General features: G+C 61.5%; 20 protein-coding genes. 7 read left to right on the forward strand and 13 right to left on the reverse strand.

Features of this window, described 5'->3' with window-relative positions:
- Nucleotides 1-108: 108 nt before the first annotated feature.
- Nucleotides 109-513 (reverse strand): hypothetical protein, encoded by a 405-nt coding sequence (locus NKH02_RS19970; protein ID WP_352880965.1) that lies wholly within the window; start codon nt 511-513, stop codon nt 109-111.
- Between NKH02_RS19970 and NKH02_RS34555 the strand changes: the two genes are divergently transcribed.
- Nucleotides 440-1231 (forward strand): winged helix-turn-helix transcriptional regulator, encoded by a 792-nt coding sequence (locus NKH02_RS34555; protein WP_502913838.1) that lies wholly within the window; start codon nt 440-442, stop codon nt 1229-1231. The genes NKH02_RS19970 and NKH02_RS34555 overlap by 74 nt on opposite strands.
- On the opposite strand, the gene NKH02_RS19980 is transcribed toward NKH02_RS34555, so the two are convergent.
- Nucleotides 1124-1501, reverse strand: a complete 378-nt coding sequence (locus NKH02_RS19980; RefSeq protein WP_056595903.1) for a hypothetical protein — start codon at nt 1499-1501, stop codon at nt 1124-1126. The two genes, NKH02_RS34555 and NKH02_RS19980, sit on opposite strands and share 108 nt — an antisense overlap.
- A gap of 451 nt (nt 1502-1952) precedes the next feature.
- Here NKH02_RS19980 and ctrA point away from each other — a divergent pair, with 451 nt between their 5' ends.
- Nucleotides 1953-2648 (forward strand): response regulator transcription factor CtrA, encoded by a 696-nt coding sequence (gene ctrA / locus NKH02_RS19985; protein ID WP_006203583.1) that lies wholly within the window; start codon nt 1953-1955, stop codon nt 2646-2648.
- A 106-nt stretch (nt 2649-2754) separates the two neighbouring features.
- On the opposite strand, the gene NKH02_RS19990 is transcribed toward ctrA, so the two are convergent.
- Nucleotides 2755-3159, reverse strand: a complete 405-nt coding sequence (locus NKH02_RS19990; protein WP_352880905.1) for a response regulator — start codon at nt 3157-3159, stop codon at nt 2755-2757.
- Between NKH02_RS19990 and NKH02_RS19995 the strand changes: the two genes are divergently transcribed.
- Nucleotides 3074-3313 carry a hypothetical protein gene (locus NKH02_RS19995; RefSeq protein ID WP_352880967.1) on the forward strand — a complete coding sequence of 80 codons (240 nt, stop codon included), beginning with the start codon at nt 3074-3076 and terminating at the stop codon, nt 3311-3313. The genes NKH02_RS19990 and NKH02_RS19995 overlap by 86 nt on opposite strands.
- Nucleotides 3314-3392: 79 nt before the next feature.
- Here NKH02_RS19995 and chpT read toward each other — a convergent pair whose 3' ends face one another.
- Entirely contained in the window at nt 3393-4022 is a 630-nt protein-coding gene (chpT, locus tag NKH02_RS20000; protein WP_352865932.1) for a histidine phosphotransferase ChpT, read from the reverse strand.
- Nucleotides 4023-4435: 413 nt separating this feature from the next.
- Between chpT and NKH02_RS20005 the strand changes: the two genes are divergently transcribed.
- Together NKH02_RS20005 and NKH02_RS20010 are read left to right on the forward strand one after the other, a co-directional pair.
- Nucleotides 4436-4972 (forward strand): DUF1134 domain-containing protein, encoded by a 537-nt coding sequence (locus NKH02_RS20005; protein WP_352880907.1) that lies wholly within the window; start codon nt 4436-4438, stop codon nt 4970-4972.
- 252 nt (nt 4973-5224) lie between these two features.
- Nucleotides 5225-6355 (forward strand): coiled-coil domain-containing protein, encoded by a 1131-nt coding sequence (locus NKH02_RS20010; RefSeq protein WP_352880909.1) that lies wholly within the window; start codon nt 5225-5227, stop codon nt 6353-6355.
- Nucleotides 6356-6357: 2 nt separating this feature from the next.
- Here NKH02_RS20010 and NKH02_RS20015 read toward each other — a convergent pair whose 3' ends face one another.
- The 6 genes from NKH02_RS20015 to NKH02_RS20040 all read right to left on the reverse strand — a co-directional run bounded on the left by NKH02_RS20015 (nt 6358) and on the right by NKH02_RS20040 (nt 11184).
- Nucleotides 6358-7161: a TrmH family RNA methyltransferase gene (locus tag NKH02_RS20015; protein ID WP_352880911.1), complete on the reverse strand. Its 804-nt coding sequence runs from the start codon at nt 7159-7161 to the stop codon at nt 6358-6360.
- 168 nt (nt 7162-7329) lie between these two features.
- On the reverse strand, nt 7330-7674 hold the full coding sequence (locus NKH02_RS20020; RefSeq protein WP_023760638.1) for an ArsR/SmtB family transcription factor: 345 nt from the start codon (nt 7672-7674) through the stop codon (nt 7330-7332).
- A 155-nt stretch (nt 7675-7829) separates the two neighbouring features.
- Nucleotides 7830-8609: a HugZ family pyridoxamine 5'-phosphate oxidase gene (locus NKH02_RS20025; protein WP_352880913.1), complete on the reverse strand. Its 780-nt coding sequence runs from the start codon at nt 8607-8609 to the stop codon at nt 7830-7832.
- Nucleotides 8610-8644: 35 nt separating this feature from the next.
- On the reverse strand, nt 8645-9820 hold the full coding sequence (locus tag NKH02_RS20030; RefSeq protein WP_352880915.1) for a CaiB/BaiF CoA transferase family protein: 1176 nt from the start codon (nt 9818-9820) through the stop codon (nt 8645-8647).
- A 6-nt stretch (nt 9821-9826) separates the two neighbouring features.
- Entirely contained in the window at nt 9827-10588 is a 762-nt protein-coding gene (locus NKH02_RS20035) for a 3-hydroxyacyl-CoA dehydrogenase (protein ID WP_352627527.1), read from the reverse strand.
- A 62-nt stretch (nt 10589-10650) separates the two neighbouring features.
- Entirely contained in the window at nt 10651-11184 is a 534-nt protein-coding gene (locus tag NKH02_RS20040; RefSeq protein ID WP_352880917.1) for a GNAT family N-acetyltransferase, read from the reverse strand.
- A 268-nt stretch (nt 11185-11452) separates the two neighbouring features.
- Here NKH02_RS20040 and NKH02_RS20045 point away from each other — a divergent pair, with 268 nt between their 5' ends.
- The gene (locus tag NKH02_RS20045; RefSeq protein WP_352880919.1) at nt 11453-12445 is read left to right on the forward strand and encodes a glutathione S-transferase family protein; all 993 of its coding nucleotides are present in this window, start codon (nt 11453-11455) and stop codon (nt 12443-12445) included.
- Between the two features lies 1 nt (nt 12446).
- Here the strand turns inward: NKH02_RS20045 and NKH02_RS20050 are convergent, their stop codons facing one another.
- Nucleotides 12447-12941 carry an NUDIX domain-containing protein gene (locus NKH02_RS20050; RefSeq protein ID WP_352880921.1) on the reverse strand — a complete coding sequence of 165 codons (495 nt, stop codon included), beginning with the start codon at nt 12939-12941 and terminating at the stop codon, nt 12447-12449.
- Between the two features lie 53 nt (nt 12942-12994).
- On the opposite strand from NKH02_RS20050, the gene NKH02_RS20055 reads away from it, so the two are divergent.
- Nucleotides 12995-13924 (forward strand): metallophosphoesterase family protein, encoded by a 930-nt coding sequence (locus tag NKH02_RS20055; RefSeq protein WP_352880923.1) that lies wholly within the window; start codon nt 12995-12997, stop codon nt 13922-13924.
- Here the strand turns inward: NKH02_RS20055 and NKH02_RS20060 are convergent.
- Together NKH02_RS20060 and NKH02_RS20065 are read right to left on the reverse strand one after the other, a co-directional pair.
- Nucleotides 13908-14525, reverse strand: coding sequence for a hypothetical protein (locus tag NKH02_RS20060; RefSeq protein WP_352880924.1), 618 nt, complete (start codon nt 14523-14525; stop codon nt 13908-13910). The genes NKH02_RS20055 and NKH02_RS20060 overlap by 17 nt on opposite strands.
- Before the next feature lie 115 nt (nt 14526-14640).
- Entirely contained in the window at nt 14641-15444 is an 804-nt protein-coding gene (locus NKH02_RS20065; protein WP_352880926.1) for an alpha/beta fold hydrolase, read from the reverse strand.
- Nucleotides 15445-15619 lie beyond the last annotated feature (175 nt).

Here is a 15619-nt window from a genome sequence, read left to right on the forward strand (position 1 = left end):
GCGATCTTCGCTACATGGACATGCTCGCCGACCCGCGGAGGGCGAGACATGATCGCGCCCCTCTTCTTAAAAACTGCGAGATGAAGGCCGCACCCAGCGATCGGGAATCTATTTCACAAACGAGCCAAGAAAGTTGTCGACCAAATCCTCTTTCGTCTCCAAAAAAAGACTTTCGATGGTGAGGTCCATCTCTTTTTGAGCGATAATAGCGTCGATCTGTGCGGTTGGGAGGGGACTGGCGAATCGGCAACTCAGCGCGTGCTGTGTTCTTTGGACCAGATAGCAGCTTACCAGTTCGGATTTATCATCACCAAATTGCAGGTAAAAGTAATCCGGACTGCCGGAAAAGCTGCCGACATACAGCGCCGCTCCACCTTCGGACAGGTCCAGCATGCGAAAATTGTTGCCCTGTACTTCGCGCAGGCCATGTGATGGAAAGATGAGGCGAACAAGGAAATTGACGTTCCTTCGAACCCATCTGCGCTTTTCCTCGACGCCGCCAGAATGTTCCACGAGTTCTGTTCCAATATCTAAGAATCCAAGTATTCCTCGGCTCTTACTTCGGTATCTTGGGTTAGAAACCTTAAGGACCGATAAGCGGTTCTGCTCGAATTGGTTCTTCCCGTATGACTTCGCGAGCGCGTATCCGCTTCTTCAACATCGCCGATCTCGCTTCACGGTCGAGCGAGACGATCGCGCTGCGGGTGTCTATCTGGTGGTTTGCGCGCTGCGCAAAGGCCGGCTGCGCAATGGCGAGCTTGCCCGCAAGCTCGAAGGCATCACGCCGAAGATGCTGACGCAGACGCTGCGCGTTCTCGATCGTGACGGACTGGTGCGGCGCGAGATCTTCCCGGGGATCCCGCCGCGCGTCGAATATGAATTGACGGATCTCGGCCAGAGCCTGGCGGGGCTGCTTAGCCAGATGCTGCTTACCCAGATACGGTCATGGGCGGAACAGCATGCACCGGACATCAAGATGCCAGGGCGCGGGCGGCTGCCGAATATGAAGGCGATTTGGCCGCCTAGGTGGCTTCCAGTTCTCTTGGCGACCTTGCCGCCAAGGCTGGCCGAGGTCATGCGCCCGCCGGGTTGGCAAGCGCCGGAGTCGCGTGCGGGCCGGGCTTCAGCCGATCATGGCGCTGCGGCCGCCGACTTCGGCTTCGCGGATCTTGGTGTCACGCGATTCCAGCATTTCCGCCTTGGAAAGCTCCGCTTCAGCTTCGCCGAGTAATGATTCGGCAGTGCTTCGCTGCTGAGCGAGGTCACTTTGCGAATTTCTGAGGTTGTCGCGGCGCAAACGCGCCGCCTTGGCGAAGGTCGGATAGGCGAAATGGTTGATGTCGGTGATGCCGGCCTTCTTTTCTTCAGCGGTGATCTGAAGCTCCAGCTCGACGGCCATGCGTTCGAACTCGGCGATCATCATGTCGAGCTGCAGCAGCTGCCGCCGCTTCTCATTCACCTGAAACTGTTTCAGCCGAACGAGGTTTTCACGTGACTTCATGATTCGGTACTCCCGGAAACGCACACCCGCACTTATCGTCCAAACCACCTGGAAGGGCCCAGGCCGCACCCGTGTCCACCGCCTTTCCCCGAACTATGGGAAACAAAACCCTAAAGTTTTTTGCCGGCGGTAACCATTCGTTTACGGGCATTGTTAATCATACGGGTCAGGACTTAAGGCCGGGTAAAAATTCCGGCCGCCGATGCGGAAGCGATGTCGATGAGTCCCTGGAGTCACTTAGTCCAGATTGTTGATGTGTTGCATTAGGATTTGGTTCTGAGATTCGTTATTAGATTCAAGAGGGTGTAGAAAGAGGTTAAAAAATCTGGTACCGTCATGGACGGGAAATTAGGTTTTGTTAACCATTTAATGGCAGCCTCTGCACAAGGCAACCACTGCTCCGGGTCCGGACGGGTCGTGAAATGGTCCGGCAGCAGAAAAGGGGAATGAAATGCGTGTTCTGCTGATAGAAGATGACAGTGCAACCGCACAAAGCATCGAGTTGATGCTGAAATCGGAAAGTTTCAACGTCTACACGACCGATCTCGGTGAAGAGGGCGTCGATCTAGGCAAGCTCTACGATTACGACATCATCCTTCTCGATCTCAACCTGCCTGACATGTCGGGCTACGAGGTTTTGAGGACGCTTCGCCTTTCCAAGGTAAAGACGCCGATCCTCATCCTCTCCGGCATGGCCGGTATCGAGGACAAGGTACGCGGCCTCGGCTTCGGCGCCGACGACTATATGACCAAGCCGTTCCACAAGGATGAGCTGGTCGCCCGCATTCATGCCATCGTGCGGCGCTCCAAGGGGCACGCCCAGTCGGTCATCACCACCGGCGACCTCGTGGTCAACCTCGATGCCAAGACCGTCGAAGTCGGCGGCCAGCGCGTGCACCTGACCGGCAAGGAATACCAGATGCTGGAGCTGCTCTCGCTGCGCAAGGGCACGACACTGACCAAGGAAATGTTCCTCAACCACCTTTATGGCGGAATGGACGAGCCTGAGCTGAAGATCATCGACGTCTTCATCTGTAAGCTGCGCAAAAAGCTCGATGCGGCATCCGGCGGCCAGAATTACATCGAGACGGTCTGGGGTCGCGGCTATGTGCTGCGCGAACCCGAAGACATCCGCGTCAGCGCCTGAGCGAAGAACACGTTCCGACTTATTCAATAAAAAATCCGGCTCTGCCGGGTTTTTTGCGTGATGGGCTGATAAGCATCCGCTTTACGCAATTACGAGCAGAAAACCGTCACGCACTTTTCCTGGAATTGCTCACTACCGCCGAATCAGGCGCGATCCTCAAGGCGCGAAAACGCTCAAGCAATTGCGACCGGTTGAACGGCTTCAAGAGGTAGCCCTGGGCGCCGGCGCGCTTGGCCCGCATGATCGAAGCGATATCGAGCTCGACCAGTGAAACCAGGATCTGCGGCTTTATCGGGCTCTCCATGGCGCGCACGCGACGGATGAGATCGACCGCCGCCACGTCAGGCAAGGCGCCGTCGACGACGATGATGTCGGGCATATCGGCGGCGCACATCTCCAGCGCGTCAAGTCCGCTGGCGGCCTCGATGATAACCATTTCGGAGCCGCCCAGGATACGTTTTGCAACCTTCCTGATGACGCTTGAATCGTCGACGAACATGCAGCGTTTCATTTCCGGGTCCTCTTTGCCGTCTGGCAATCCGGCAGCGTCGGGGGCATCGAGAGGCACCATAGGCCAATCTGGTAAAGAAGCCGAAAAGGCGTTAGGTAAAATTTTTGCAAAGATGGCGGCTGCTTTTATTCGCGAATGCTTCAATGCCGCCTAGGCAACTAAACGAATTTCATGCCAATCAGCCGGAATTACAGATTTCGATGTAAAAGTACTTTGGCTTCTCGACCGCGCTATCAGACCGCCGCAAACACGATTTCTTCAGGCGTCGCGTGGATCGATATCGTCATACCGGCTTCGCGCGCCAGAAGCAGCGTGTAATAGGGTTGCACGGAATGCGCGTCGATCGGTTCTTCCGGCTTGTGGCCGGAATGCAGTTCGAGGAATTTCGGCGGCACACGCAGCATCGGGCCAGCCGCGGCGAGCGCGAAACGCGGCTCGGTCTCGAGGTTTTCCAGGGTCACCGAGAGCTTGCCACCGCGCGGAATGGCGGCGTTGGCGACGAGGATCAGGTTGAGCAGCAGCTTGACCTTGTTCTTTGGCAGCAGCGCGCGGGTCCCGTTCCAGGTCAGTTCCGGCTTCTCGTTCTTGAGGAAGGCGATGGCGACCGCTTCGGCATCGCCGGTATCGATCAGCATGCCGGCCGAGCCGGCGGCGCCGAAGGCGATGCGGGCGAACTGCAGGCGGGCCGAAGCGTTGCGGGCGCTCTGACGGATCAGCTTCATGGCGTCTTCGTCGGCGCCGCCTTCATCGAGCAGTTCGAGCCCATTGTTGATCGCGCCGACCGGCGAGATGATGTCGTGGCAGACCCGGCTGCACAAAAGCGCCGCCAGATCGGGTGCGGAAAGGGTGAACAGATCGGCCATCGGCGAAAATCCCAGCAAAATTTTACAATTCATGGCCGAGCGATCGATCGTCGCCTGCCCACACGAATCACGCTCTCTCTCCTCGGACTTTCTGAATACACAGCGTCCGTGCGTGCAGCAACAAATCCAAATTGTGGCTATGGCAAATGGCGTTCACGAAGGCTGCCGACCCCACTTGAGCGACCCTAAACAGCCTTTGAACCGCCATGTTCATGTGGGAGCTTAATGGTTGAAAAAGGATTACGGCATAGTTTGCCCGTAACAGTTACCCTTAACGGCCGGCTAAAAGAGCCGTACGGGGTGCGAGGCGTCGGCGAAGGTGCTCCCTGACGGAGATTGGAAGCATGTTTTCCCGATTCTATGGCCGGACTTTTTTCCGTGTCCCAGACCGGACGGTTGTTCGTGTCATCTCAATGGCGATTGCGCTCATGGGCGTTCTCGCCTTCTCGACTTCAGCCCTACGGGCCCAGGAATACACCGCTCAGGAGATTGTCGATTCCGGTCACAAGTTCTTCGGCGCGACATCGGGCGGGCTCGCCACGGTCGTCGAGAAGATCTTTGCTTCCTACGGCCTGCCCAACGGCTATCTGCTGGGCGAAGAGGGCTCGGGCGCGCTGATCGGCGGTCTGACCTATGGCGAAGGCACGCTCTACACCAAGAATGCCGGCGATCACAAAGTGTTCTGGCAAGGCCCGTCGCTCGGCTGGGACTTCGGCGGCGAGGGCTCACGGGTGATGATGCTGGTCTACAATCTCGATGATGTGGGCAGCCTCTACAATCGCTATGGCGGCGTCGCCGGCTCGGCCTATGTGGTGGCAGGTGTCGGCTTCAACGTGCTGAAGAACGATAATGTGATTTTGGTGCCGATCCGTACCGGCGTCGGTGCCCGGCTCGGCGTCAATCTCGGCTATTTGAAGCTTACCGAGCGCGCGACGTGGAATCCGTTCTGAGCTAAAGGTCTTTGACTTTATGCATGTCGCTAGCCCAAAACCGGGCCACTTTTGGGCGACAAGCGTTAAACCCGTCAAGTTGCGGCAAGCCCTTGCCGCAACGCTGGATTTCCGCCATGTCAACGTGGCACGGTCAAAGGCGCTCGACGCGTTTTTGGTTTTATCTTGTTGCATGTCGTTGCGCCAAACCGGTTCTCATTTTTTGGACGACATGCATTGGTTTGATGGTTGCCGTCCACAACGGGTAGTCACTTGGTCCAGTCGGTCCTGTTCTTCGTTCTCGGCTTTCTCTGCGCCGGCTTTCTGGCGCTTATGGTGGCTCCGGCCATATGGCGTCGCGCCGTCACCCTGACGCGTCGACGTATCGAAGGCTCGATCCCCCTGACGCAAACCGAAATCCAAGCGGACAAGGATCGCATCCGCGCCGAGTACGCCATGTCGACGCGCCGCCTCGAAATCATCGTCAAGGCGTTGCGCGAGAAGGCAGCTGAGCAACTCGTGGAGATCAATCGCGGTCGCGAGGCCCTGAAAGGGCTGGCGGTCGAGCGCATGGACAAAAGCCAGGCGCTGACCGAGCTCGGCGTCACGACCGAGGCGTTGCATCAACGCGAGAGCGAATTGCGGCAGCTTTCGGAGCGACTCAAGGAAACCGAACGCAAGCTGGAAAAACGCGCGCTCGAGCTGGAAAAGCTGGAGCGCATGTATGACGACGCCAGTTTTTCCTCCAGCAGCCGGCAGATCGAGCTCGTCGCGCGCGAATCCGAAATGCAGAAACTCGCCAGCGACATTGCGCTGCTGCGGGGCCAGCGCAAGGAGGCGGACAGGCGCGGCCAGGAGATCGCGGCCGAAAGCAAGGCAGCACGCGAAGCGCTGAAAGCCGAGAAGAAAAGGACCGCTGAGCTCGACAAGAAGGTCGAACGGCTGCTGGCGACGCTTGCCGACCGCGAGGACAAGCTTGAACGCCGCGAAAAGGAACTGGCGCGCATGCGAGAAAAATCGAAAGGCGAAGACAGCGCACCGGACTTGCGGCCGGTCGGCAAGGCCGGCGAAACCGCCAGGAGCGACGACCTCGACAAAGCGATCGCCAAGCTCGACAGCGATCGTGAGCGGCTAGAGGCGAGGCTGACGGCGCTGGCGCTCGAGAACAAGCGGCTGAAGGCGGATCTCACAGCGCTGGCCGCGTCCAATCCCGCGGAGGTCAGTTCCGTCCTGCGCGAGCAGATGAACGAACTGGCGGCGGAGGTTGTCCACCTGACGGCCAAGCTCGACGGGCCTGGTTCGCCGATCGACAAGGCCTTGGCGGCCCCTTCGGATGTACGCTCCGGCAACCGCAGTCTTGCCGACCGCGTGCGGGCGCTGCAGAAGGCTGACGCGACAAGTTGAAATCAGGTCTCTTTGGCCGAAAAATGATGCAGGGCGATGGCTGATGCGGCTGCGACATTCAGGCTGTCGAAACCTTTCGACATGGTGATCCGCACGGTGTGCAAGCGCGCGAGCAGGCTGTCCGGCAAACCTTCGCCCTCAGTGCCGAGATAGAGTGCCAGGCGTTCGCTCCTTTGCGCATCGCGGATGTCGGTCCGCCCGCGTGGCGTCAGTGCGAATTGTTCGAAGTTCCGCCGGCCAAGCATTGCCATGAAGCCGGCGGCGTCGGTGAACGACGCGAAAGGGATCTTGAGCGCGGCGCCGACTGAAACGCGGATCGCCTTGCGGTAGAGCGGATCGCAGCATGTCGCGTCCAGCAGTATGGCGTCGGCACCAAAGGCGGCGGCGTTGCGGAAGATCGAACCCATATTGTCATGATTGGCGATGCCGACGAGCACCACGACCAGTGCCCCGGCCGGCAAGGCATCGATCAGGGCCTCGGCGGACCGCGGCGTCCCCTTGCGGCCCATGGCCAGGATGCCGCGATGCATGTGAAACCCGGCGATTGCGTCCATCACCGCGCTGGTGGCGACATAGACCGGAAGGTTGGCCGGCGCCTTGCGCAGGATGCTCTCGAGGCCGGAGAGCCGGTTCTCCAGAACCAGAACCGATTCGGCGCCAAAGCGTCCGGCCGAGAACAGCAGGTCCAGCACCACCTTGCCTTCGGCGACGAAGCGACCTTGCCGGCCGGCGAGATCGCGCTCACGGATGTCGAGATAGGCAGCGACGCGCGGATCTTGCGGGTCGTCGATGCGAATAGGGTCCATGCGTTCCTCGCCGCCGTCGCATCGGCTCGAAAATCCGGGCCGATTTCCCGGCGCTCACCTTTGGGTTCGGAAAGCACGATGCGACAATTCGGGACGGTCAGCTAGCTCCATGCGACCCGGATGGGCGCATGTCGCTCTGAAATCGCCGGCGAGGCGGCTACAGGACGGTCAGGTTCCGGCACGGCGCAAACGGTGCGCCATCTGGGACAAGTCATCCTTGCCGCTGCCGAAAATGCCGTCCAGCATGACAAGCAGTTCGCGCACGGCGTCAGATTTGCAGGAATAGTAAATCATCTGCCTGTCACGGCGGGTGTCGACGAGGTCGAGCGCACGCAACTTGGCCAGATGCTGGGATAATGCCGATTGACTGAGCATCACCTTCTCGGCGATGGCGCCGACCGACATTTCACCGTCGGCGAGATAGCTCATGATCAACAGCCGCTTCTCATTGCCCATCAGCATGAGAAATTCGGCCGCGGATTCGGCGTTGACGATTAGCTTTGTCGAGACCATTGATGCCCCATGCTTCTTGTTCATCCCGACGCCATGGGGGCAATGGCGTCTGATTCCATAAACTCACTTGTCAACCGGCGCTGGCGATTCAGCGCCACCAGCAAAAGGTAGAGCATTTCATTTAAATCTCAAGTGTTGCTTTTGATCAAACATAATTAAGTCCAGTCTCCGGCGTCGACCGAGGCCCGGCCGCTCTTGGCCATCTCAACCAGAACGTGTCGCAATTCGCGCGCTGCCACCAGGGGTTGCGGGAAGAAAACCCGGCAAGTGTCATCACCCGATACCAGATCCATGCCATCGGCATCGAAGCCGGTAATGGTCCAGCCGTTGGCGGATGCTGTCGCGAAATGCCGGGCATACACGGCGATTGCGTCAAGATGGTCGGCGTTCATGTGATCGATGGCGGATTGCTCGCTCGCCGCAAGCTCCTCGACGATCGGCCCGCTGGTGAGCAGATCCGACCGATCGAGATGATAGGCCTTGCCGAAACCTCCATTGAGGCTGGCGCGTTGCGGCTCGAGGCGAAAGATCGAAAAGTCGCCGAGACTGGCGTAAAGTTTCGCCTTGGGATTGTGGTTGAGATAACGGCGCTCGGCGCGGGCGTGTTCGCTTGATCCGCGATCGAGCCGTGCCGCCCGGCAGACCAGTGTCAGGCGCGGGTGCGCAAGCGGGTCGCCCTTGCCGGGTTCGCCAAGCAAAAGGGAGCAGCGCGGATCGGCAAGCAGGGCGCCGGTGTGCGCCGAGAGCATCGACACCAGGATCAGCGGCGCGCCGTCGATGTCGGTGGCCACACCGACCCTGCTGGCCAGCGGTGAGCCGGTTTGCGGTTCGATCACCGCCAGCGCGCCAAAGCGGGCGTTGCGCAGAAGCGCCTTCGCCAGCCGGATCGCTTCGGCATCCGTCTCGCGGATCACGTCCTTCTTCGGCTCGTCCAAGGCATCACCGCAATAAGTGGATTTTCTTTCTCCAATTATCTGTCAAACAAACCGGATTTGGCAAGGTCGTCGATCTCGTTTTTCGAAAATCCGAAACGTGCCAGCACCTTCGACGGGGCGAGATCGTTGTCGGCGGGCCTGGTCGCCGGTGTCGGCTGTGAGCCGGAGAAACGCGGCGCCGGGGCAGGGCGCTCAAGTGCGCCCGCCATCACGAAGGCGTTGCGCGCCCGACTGTGCGGATGCTGCTTCGCCTCACGCAGCGACAGGACAGGAGCAACGCAGGCATCGGTTTGGGTAAACAGCAGGTCCCAGTCGTCGCGTGATTTCCGCCGGACCCGATCGGCAATCGCCGCGCGCATCAGCGGCCACAGCGCCTTGTCGTACTGGCCGGACACAAAGCGCTCGTCGAGCGGCAGCAGTCTGGCGAATTCGGCGAAGAATTGCGGCTCGAGGCAGCCGATGGCGATATGGCGTGCGTCCAATGTCTCATAGGTGTCGTAGAAGGGGGCGCCGGAATCGAGCAGGTTCGCGCCGCGCTTGTCGCTCCACAACCCGGCAGCCATGAAGGCGTGCAGGGGCGCCGCCAGCATCGAGGCGCCTTCGACCATCGCGGCGTCGACGACCTCGCCCTTGCCCGTGCGCGAGCGTTGGAACAGCGCCGCCAGCAGGCCGGCTACCAGCATCATGGCGCCACCACCATGGTCGGCGACGAGGTTGAGCGGCGGGACAGGTCGGTCGTCCAAGTGGCCGATTGCGTGCAGCACGCCGCAATAGGCGAGGTAGGTGATGTCGTGACCGGCGCGGCCGGAGAGCGGGCCGTCCTGGCCGAAGCCGGTCATGCGGCCGTAGATCAGCGCCGGGTTGCGCGTCAGCACCGCCTCCGGGCCGAGGCCAAGCCGCTCCATGACACCGGGGCGAAACCCTTCGAGCAACATGTCCGCGTTTTCGGCAAGGCGCAGCAGCAGATCGGCGCCTTCCCGGCGCTTCAGGTCAAGACGCAGGATGGCGCGGCCGTGGCGGTCGATGTTGTACTCATCCGGGAGCGGCAAGGGCGGCTGGCTGGTCCCCGTCCGTTCGATGCGCAGCACTTCGGCGCCCGTCTCCGACAGCATCAGGCCGGCCAGCGGCACGGGGCCCAGCCCGGCCATCTCGATCACCTTCAGCCCGGCAAGCGGGCCGGTCTTGCCGGCAGCGGACGGGCCGGTGCTCATGTCCGTCTATTTCGGCGCCATGCGGATGGCGCCGTCAAGGCGGATGGTCTCGCCGTTCAGCATCTGGTTCTCGATGATGTGCAGGGCGAGAGCGGCATATTCGGATGGTTCGCCCAGGCGCGACGGGAAGGGGACGGCGGCGCCCAGCGAATCCTGCACCTCTTGCGGCATGCCGGCCATCATCGGCGTCTTGAAGATGCCGGGCGCGATGGTGCAGACGCGGATGCCTGAACGGGCAAGGTCGCGCGCCACCGGCAGCGTCATGCCGACGACGCCGCCCTTGGACGCCGCATAGGCGGCCTGGCCGATCTGGCCGTCATAGGCGGCGACAGAGGCGGTGTTGACGATGACGCCGCGCTCGCCACCTTGCAGCGGCTCGAGCTTTGAAGCGCGCTCGGCGACAAGGCGGATCATGTTGAACGTGCCGATCAGATTGACCTCGATCACCTTGCGGTACTGATCGAGAGGATGGGGGCCATCCTTGCCGATCGTCTTCACGCCTATGGCGATGCCGGCGCAATTGACCAGGATCCGCGGCTCGCCAAGCTTGTCGGCGACGTCGGCGAGTGCAGCTGTCCCACTGTCGGCGCTGCTGACGTCGCACTGGACGGCAATGCCGCCGATCTCGGCCGCGACCTTGGCCGCGCGGTCAATACCGACGTCGAAGATGGCGACGCGGGCGCCCTTGGCGGCCAGCGCCCGCGCCGTTGCCTCGCCAAGACCGGAGCCGCCGCCGGTAACGATCGCGATCTGGCCGTTCGGGTTCATGGCGTCATCCTTTTGATCTCAGGAACAGTGGGACGGATCAGGCGCCAGATCGATGGGGAAGGTCAAGCCATCGCCGCGATCGCGGCAACCCTGGCCTGATCGGCGTGACAGACCTCGCCCGAGAGCCTGGCGACCGCGCCCGACACGATCTCGTGCGACAGCAACCGGTCGAGATCGACAGGGCGCGGCATCGAAATCTGGCCGCGCGGGATCCGTTTGAAACCGAGCGGACCGTAATAGGGTTCATCACCGACCAGCATGATAGCGGGCGCACCGGTCTTGGCGGCGGCCTCCAGCGCGATCGCCACCAGCCGGCGGCCGATGCCGAGATTCTTGAAGGCCGGCCGCACCGCAAGCGGCCCGAGCATCAGCGCGCGACCGGCGCCGGCGGCGATGCGGGTCATGCGCACCGAGGCGACGACCATGTCGCCCTCGACGGCGACAAAAGACAACGAGCGTTCGTGCCCTCCGGCTTCGCGGATCTTGTAGGCGGCCAGCACAAAGCGGCCGGGCCCGAAGGCTTCGTCGTTGATGGCTTCGATCTGGAGGTCGTGCGCCGGGGTTTCCGGCAGGTATTTTACGTCGGCAAGGCTCATGGTCTTTGCGTTCCGGTAAGGAGGAAAGGTTTGCTGCAAACGGCAGCATTCGCCAGTCAGCGCTAAGCGCGGGCGCCCTTTCGTCGTCGGTCAAACCGGATCAAAGCAAAGTCGAACATGCGGATTGTCCGCTAGCATCAATTTTCCGCCGCTGCAATCGGCCGTTTTTGTGCGTCGTTTCGGCCAAGTGACGGTCTGTTCAGCACCTGACGTCTTCGGCAGGCCAATGTTGCGCTTAAATAGGCCAATAGGACGCAAGGAGATTTGCATGGGATTGCTGGTTGAAGGCAGGTGGCAGGATCGCTGGTATGATACCGCGGACAACGGCGGCAGGTTCGTGCGGACGCAGTCGCAATGGCGCGACTGGATCACCGTTGACGGGGCGGCGGCCGAAGGCCGAACGCGCGGCTTCAAGGCCGAGCCCGGCCGCTATCATCTCTATGTCTCGCTTGCCTGTCCGTGGGCGCACCGGACGTTGATTTTTCGCGTATTGAAGAAGCTGGAAGGCATCATATCGGTGTCGGTGGTGCATCATTTCATGGGCGCCAACGGCTGGACGTTCGTGGCGGAGGACGGCGCCACCGGCGACACGCTTTACGGCCTCGACTTCCTGCACCAGATCTACGCCAAGGCCGATCCTACCTATTCAGGCCGGGTGACGGTGCCGGTGTTGTGGGACAAGAGGGAGCAGACCATCGTCTCCAACGAATCTTCCGAAATCATCCGGATGCTGAATTCAGCCTTCGACGAATGGGGTGATGCCGGCCTCGATTTCTATCCGCACGCGCTGCGCGGCGAAATCGACAAGGTCAACGCACTGGTCTATCCCGCAGTCAACAACGGGGTCTATCGCGCCGGCTTCGCCACCACGCAGGTCGCTTATGAAGAAGCATTCGGAGAGCTGTTCTCCGCGCTCGATGCGCTGGAAGGCCGGCTGTCGAAGCAACGCTATCTCGTCGGCGATCGCCTCACGGAAGCCGACTGGCGCCTGTTCACCACGCTGGTGCGCTTCGATCCGGTCTATGTCGGCCATTTCAAATGCAATCTGCGCCGCATCGCCGATTACCCGAACCTGTCCAACTATCTGCGCGATCTCTACCAGGTGCCTGGTGTCGCCGAGACCGTGAACCTGCACCACATCAAGGCGCATTATTACGGCAGCCACGAAACGATCAATCCGACGCGGATCGTGCCCGTCGGGCCGAAACTGGATTATGGCGCACGGCATGACCGGGCGCGGTTCAGCAGGGCAGCGGCCTGATCTACCAGTAAGGCGAGGGCTGCTCGCCGTCAAAAACCTCGGCGATCCGCCGCAGCGTCGCCGGCGTCGTTTTCTCGGGCAAGCGGTCGAGGGGGAAGAAGCCGGCTTCGGCGATCTCGTGGTCCGGGAGTTTTGGCGCCGTCTGGCTGAAGTGCTCGATCACGTAGAAGCCGACGTGGTCGCGCCGGCTGGCGCGGCGGTTGAAATGCATCGATTTGAGCATCGGCGGTGATGTCAGTGCGATGTTGCCTTCCTCGGCCAGTTCGCGTGCCAGCGCCTCGGCCAGCGTCTCGCCGACTTCGACACCGCCGCCGGGAAGCTGCCAGCCCGGCACATAGGTGTGGCGAATGAGGAAGATGGAATTGGACGCCATGTCGTGGATCAGACCGCGCACGCCGAGCGTCATCGGCCGCCGCAGCACGAAATGGAGATGGAACAGCCTGGCCCTCAGACCCGCCCAGCCGGTCTGGCGGAAGGCATCTTCAGGCTTCACCATCAGGCCCGAAACCGTGGCTGGAAAGCCAAGCGCGGGTCGCCTATGAAGGATGCATGTTCAGGCTCGCGCATATTTCCGATGTCCATCTTGGGCCGCTCCCCGATGTATCCTATCGTGATCTCGCCTCCAAGCGCGTGCTCGGCTACGTCAACTGGCAGCGCAACCGCCGCCGCCATATGCATGACGCCGTCATCGACACGATCGTCGCCGACATCAAGGCGAACACGCCTGACCATCTTGCCGTCACCGGCGACCTGGTCAATCTGGCGCTCGACGGCGAGATCGAGATGGCCAGGCATTGGCTGGAGACGCTGGGACCGCCGCATGATGTTTCGGTCGTTCCGGGCAACCACGATGCCTATGTGCCCGGGGCCTTCGACAAGGTCTGCCGATCCTGGGCGGCGTGGATGAGCGGCGACGGCGTCAACACGCCGGTCGACCGCAACGCGTTCCCCTATCTGCGGGTGCGCGGCGAAGTCGCCCTGATCGGCGTCTCGACGGCACGCGCCACGGCACCCTTCATGGCCAACGGTTTCTTCATGGAAGGTCAGGCGGCCCGGCTCGGCAAGCTGCTCGACGCAACGGCCAAACAAGGGCTGTTTCGGGCGATCATGATCCACCATCCGCCGGTGCGCGGCGCGGTCCCGCAGCACAAGCGGCTGTTCGGTATCGCCCGCTTTCACAAGATCATTCGGCGTCATGGTGCCGAACTTGTCCTGCATGGCCATTCGCATCTGCCGTCGCTGTTCTTCGTCGGCGGTAGAGGCGTCAGGATCCCGGCGGTCGGTGTTGCTGCCGCGGGCCAGGCACCGGGCGGCAAGCACCCGGCGGCGCAGTACAATCTGTTCGACATCGACGGCGAAAAGGGCAATTGGCGGATACGGCTGACGCGGCGCGGCCTGACCGGGCCGTCCATACCGCCATCCGACCTGCAGACGCTGGAGCTTGGTACGGAGCCCGGAGCCGTTATGGCCGCAAGCTGATAATCATGGCGGCGATACGGTCCCAGAACAAGACGACCGACACAACCAGTCCGACCAGGGCACCGGCGGCGATCAGGCCAAGCCCGGACAGAAAGGCCGACCAGCCGTTGCTGCTCGTCACTGGGCGCAGCGGCGGTTCAGCTTCCACTACATCGGCGCGTTTCATGCCGGCGACAGCCGGCTCGACCCCGCCTTCCATCATCCTCTGACGCTCGACGATGCGCTCGGCGACATAGCGCGTCACGGAATCGGCAACCGACTTCATTTCGGTGGATTCGGCAAGCACCACCCGGCCGATGCGGGTGTCCTTGAGGAAGCGATAGGTGCGGCGGTCGCGTCCCATGGCGACATGGCTGACGGCGTCGATCCACAGGCGCGGCTGCAAGCCGGACGAGACGACAAAGTCGAAATTGTCCATGTCGGCCGGAACATCGGCAAAAACCGGCGCCAGATCGGCGGCGAGCAGATCGAGGCGCATGCGATGCGCCTCGCGCATATCGACGACGACGTCATCGCGGTCGGCGAAGGCATTCTTCACATCACGGATGGCATCGGACAGCTTGTTCGACTGGTCGATGGTCTTCTCGCCTGCTTCCTTCATCGGCGTTTGCCTCGCGGGTTTGGTTAACATGGCGTTAACACAGCCGCCGGCAAAATGCACTGGCGAGATGGACGGGATCGAGGCGCGCACGAAGGTTGTTGTGCGCGAAAAAAGGTCAGCTGGCCGCCGCCGCGAATTTCTGGCGATGCAGCCTGGCGCGGCGGTTGGTGTTGCGGCGAATGATCTCGGCGACGAGGCCGGGTGCTTCCTCGGCCAGCATATGGCCGGCCTCCAGCACATGGTGCACATGAAAATGCGCCGGCAGATCATGCGCCTGGGTAAAGGGCAGCACCGCGTCGTCGGTTCCCCACGCCACCATCACGGGTATGTTCAGCCCATCGAGGCGATCATGCGGGATGACGCCTTGCCGGTCGTCCTTGGTCATGGCGGCTGCGATCTCGACGAGTTTTTCCAGCTGGCCGGGCCGCCCGCGCATTTCCCAGAGGATGTCCACGGTGTGATCGAGCGGCCGGGCTGATGGTCCCGACATGGCGGCGAGGCAGAACCGTATCTCGGACCGATCCGCTGCACCGGCATAGCGGCGCAACAGGGGTCCGTTGATCTCCTGGCCAATGCCCCCCGGCGCCAGAAGCGTCAGCGAAGCGACTTTTCCGGGCTCGGCCAACGCCATCAGCGTTGCCACCGCACCGCCCATCGAGTGGCCCACGAGATGAACGCGCCTCAGGCGTCGCTCCGAGAGATCGGCGAGCACGGCCCTTGCCGCCACCTTGGCCGGACCAGCGGCGGGAAAATCGAGCGATAGCCCATGCCCCGGCAGATCATAGGCCAGCGTGTGCGTTGCAGGCGCCAGGGAGGAAATCACCTCGCGCCAGACATCGTGGCAACCGCCGAAACCATGCAGCAGGACGATGGCCTTCGAGCCAACACCTTGTTCGGCGGCAAAAAGCGATGCGGTCATGAAAACTGATTTTTGTTATTGCGGGATGCGCGACACTAATTGTGCTGAATTGCTCCGAGTCTAGCGTGATGGCCAGTAAAATTTTCGCGATTTGTACGGTTGCGGACAGAACTCGGCGACCAGCCGGTAGTGGCGATCAAATCCACCGGAACGTGGCGCCCAATCCGCGGATGTC

The sequence above is a fragment of the Mesorhizobium sp. M1396 genome, from assembly GCF_040317725.1.
GTDB lineage: Bacteria > Pseudomonadota > Alphaproteobacteria > Rhizobiales > Rhizobiaceae > Mesorhizobium.

Excerpts from the sequence above, each read along its gene's own strand:
- NKH02_RS34555 (WP_502913838.1), top strand. The coding sequence starts at position 440 with ATGAGGCGAACAAGGAAATTGACGTTCCTTCGAACCCATCTGCGCTTT.
- NKH02_RS19980 (WP_056595903.1), bottom strand. The coding sequence starts at position 1,501 with ATGAAGTCACGTGAAAACCTCGTTCGGCTGAAACAGTTTCAGGTGAAT.
- ctrA (WP_006203583.1), top strand. The coding sequence starts at position 1,953 with ATGCGTGTTCTGCTGATAGAAGATGACAGTGCAACCGCACAAAGCATC.
- NKH02_RS19995 (WP_352880967.1), top strand. The coding sequence starts at position 3,074 with ATGATAACCATTTCGGAGCCGCCCAGGATACGTTTTGCAACCTTCCTG.
- NKH02_RS19990 (WP_352880905.1), bottom strand. The coding sequence starts at position 3,159 with ATGAAACGCTGCATGTTCGTCGACGATTCAAGCGTCATCAGGAAGGTT.
- chpT (WP_352865932.1), bottom strand. The coding sequence starts at position 4,022 with ATGGCCGATCTGTTCACCCTTTCCGCACCCGATCTGGCGGCGCTTTTG.
- NKH02_RS20005 (WP_352880907.1), top strand. The coding sequence starts at position 4,436 with ATGGCGATTGCGCTCATGGGCGTTCTCGCCTTCTCGACTTCAGCCCTA.
- NKH02_RS20015 (WP_352880911.1), bottom strand. The coding sequence starts at position 7,161 with ATGGACCCTATTCGCATCGACGACCCGCAAGATCCGCGCGTCGCTGCC.
- NKH02_RS20020 (WP_023760638.1), bottom strand. The coding sequence starts at position 7,674 with ATGGTCTCGACAAAGCTAATCGTCAACGCCGAATCCGCGGCCGAATTT.
- NKH02_RS20030 (WP_352880915.1), bottom strand. The coding sequence starts at position 9,820 with ATGAGCACCGGCCCGTCCGCTGCCGGCAAGACCGGCCCGCTTGCCGGG.
- NKH02_RS20035 (WP_352627527.1), bottom strand. The coding sequence starts at position 10,588 with ATGAACCCGAACGGCCAGATCGCGATCGTTACCGGCGGCGGCTCCGGT.
- NKH02_RS20040 (WP_352880917.1), bottom strand. The coding sequence starts at position 11,184 with ATGAGCCTTGCCGACGTAAAATACCTGCCGGAAACCCCGGCGCACGAC.
- NKH02_RS20045 (WP_352880919.1), top strand. The coding sequence starts at position 11,453 with ATGGGATTGCTGGTTGAAGGCAGGTGGCAGGATCGCTGGTATGATACC.
- NKH02_RS20050 (WP_352880921.1), bottom strand. The coding sequence starts at position 12,941 with ATGGTGAAGCCTGAAGATGCCTTCCGCCAGACCGGCTGGGCGGGTCTG.
- NKH02_RS20055 (WP_352880923.1), top strand. The coding sequence starts at position 12,995 with ATGTTCAGGCTCGCGCATATTTCCGATGTCCATCTTGGGCCGCTCCCC.
- NKH02_RS20060 (WP_352880924.1), bottom strand. The coding sequence starts at position 14,525 with ATGAAGGAAGCAGGCGAGAAGACCATCGACCAGTCGAACAAGCTGTCC.
- NKH02_RS20065 (WP_352880926.1), bottom strand. The coding sequence starts at position 15,444 with ATGACCGCATCGCTTTTTGCCGCCGAACAAGGTGTTGGCTCGAAGGCC.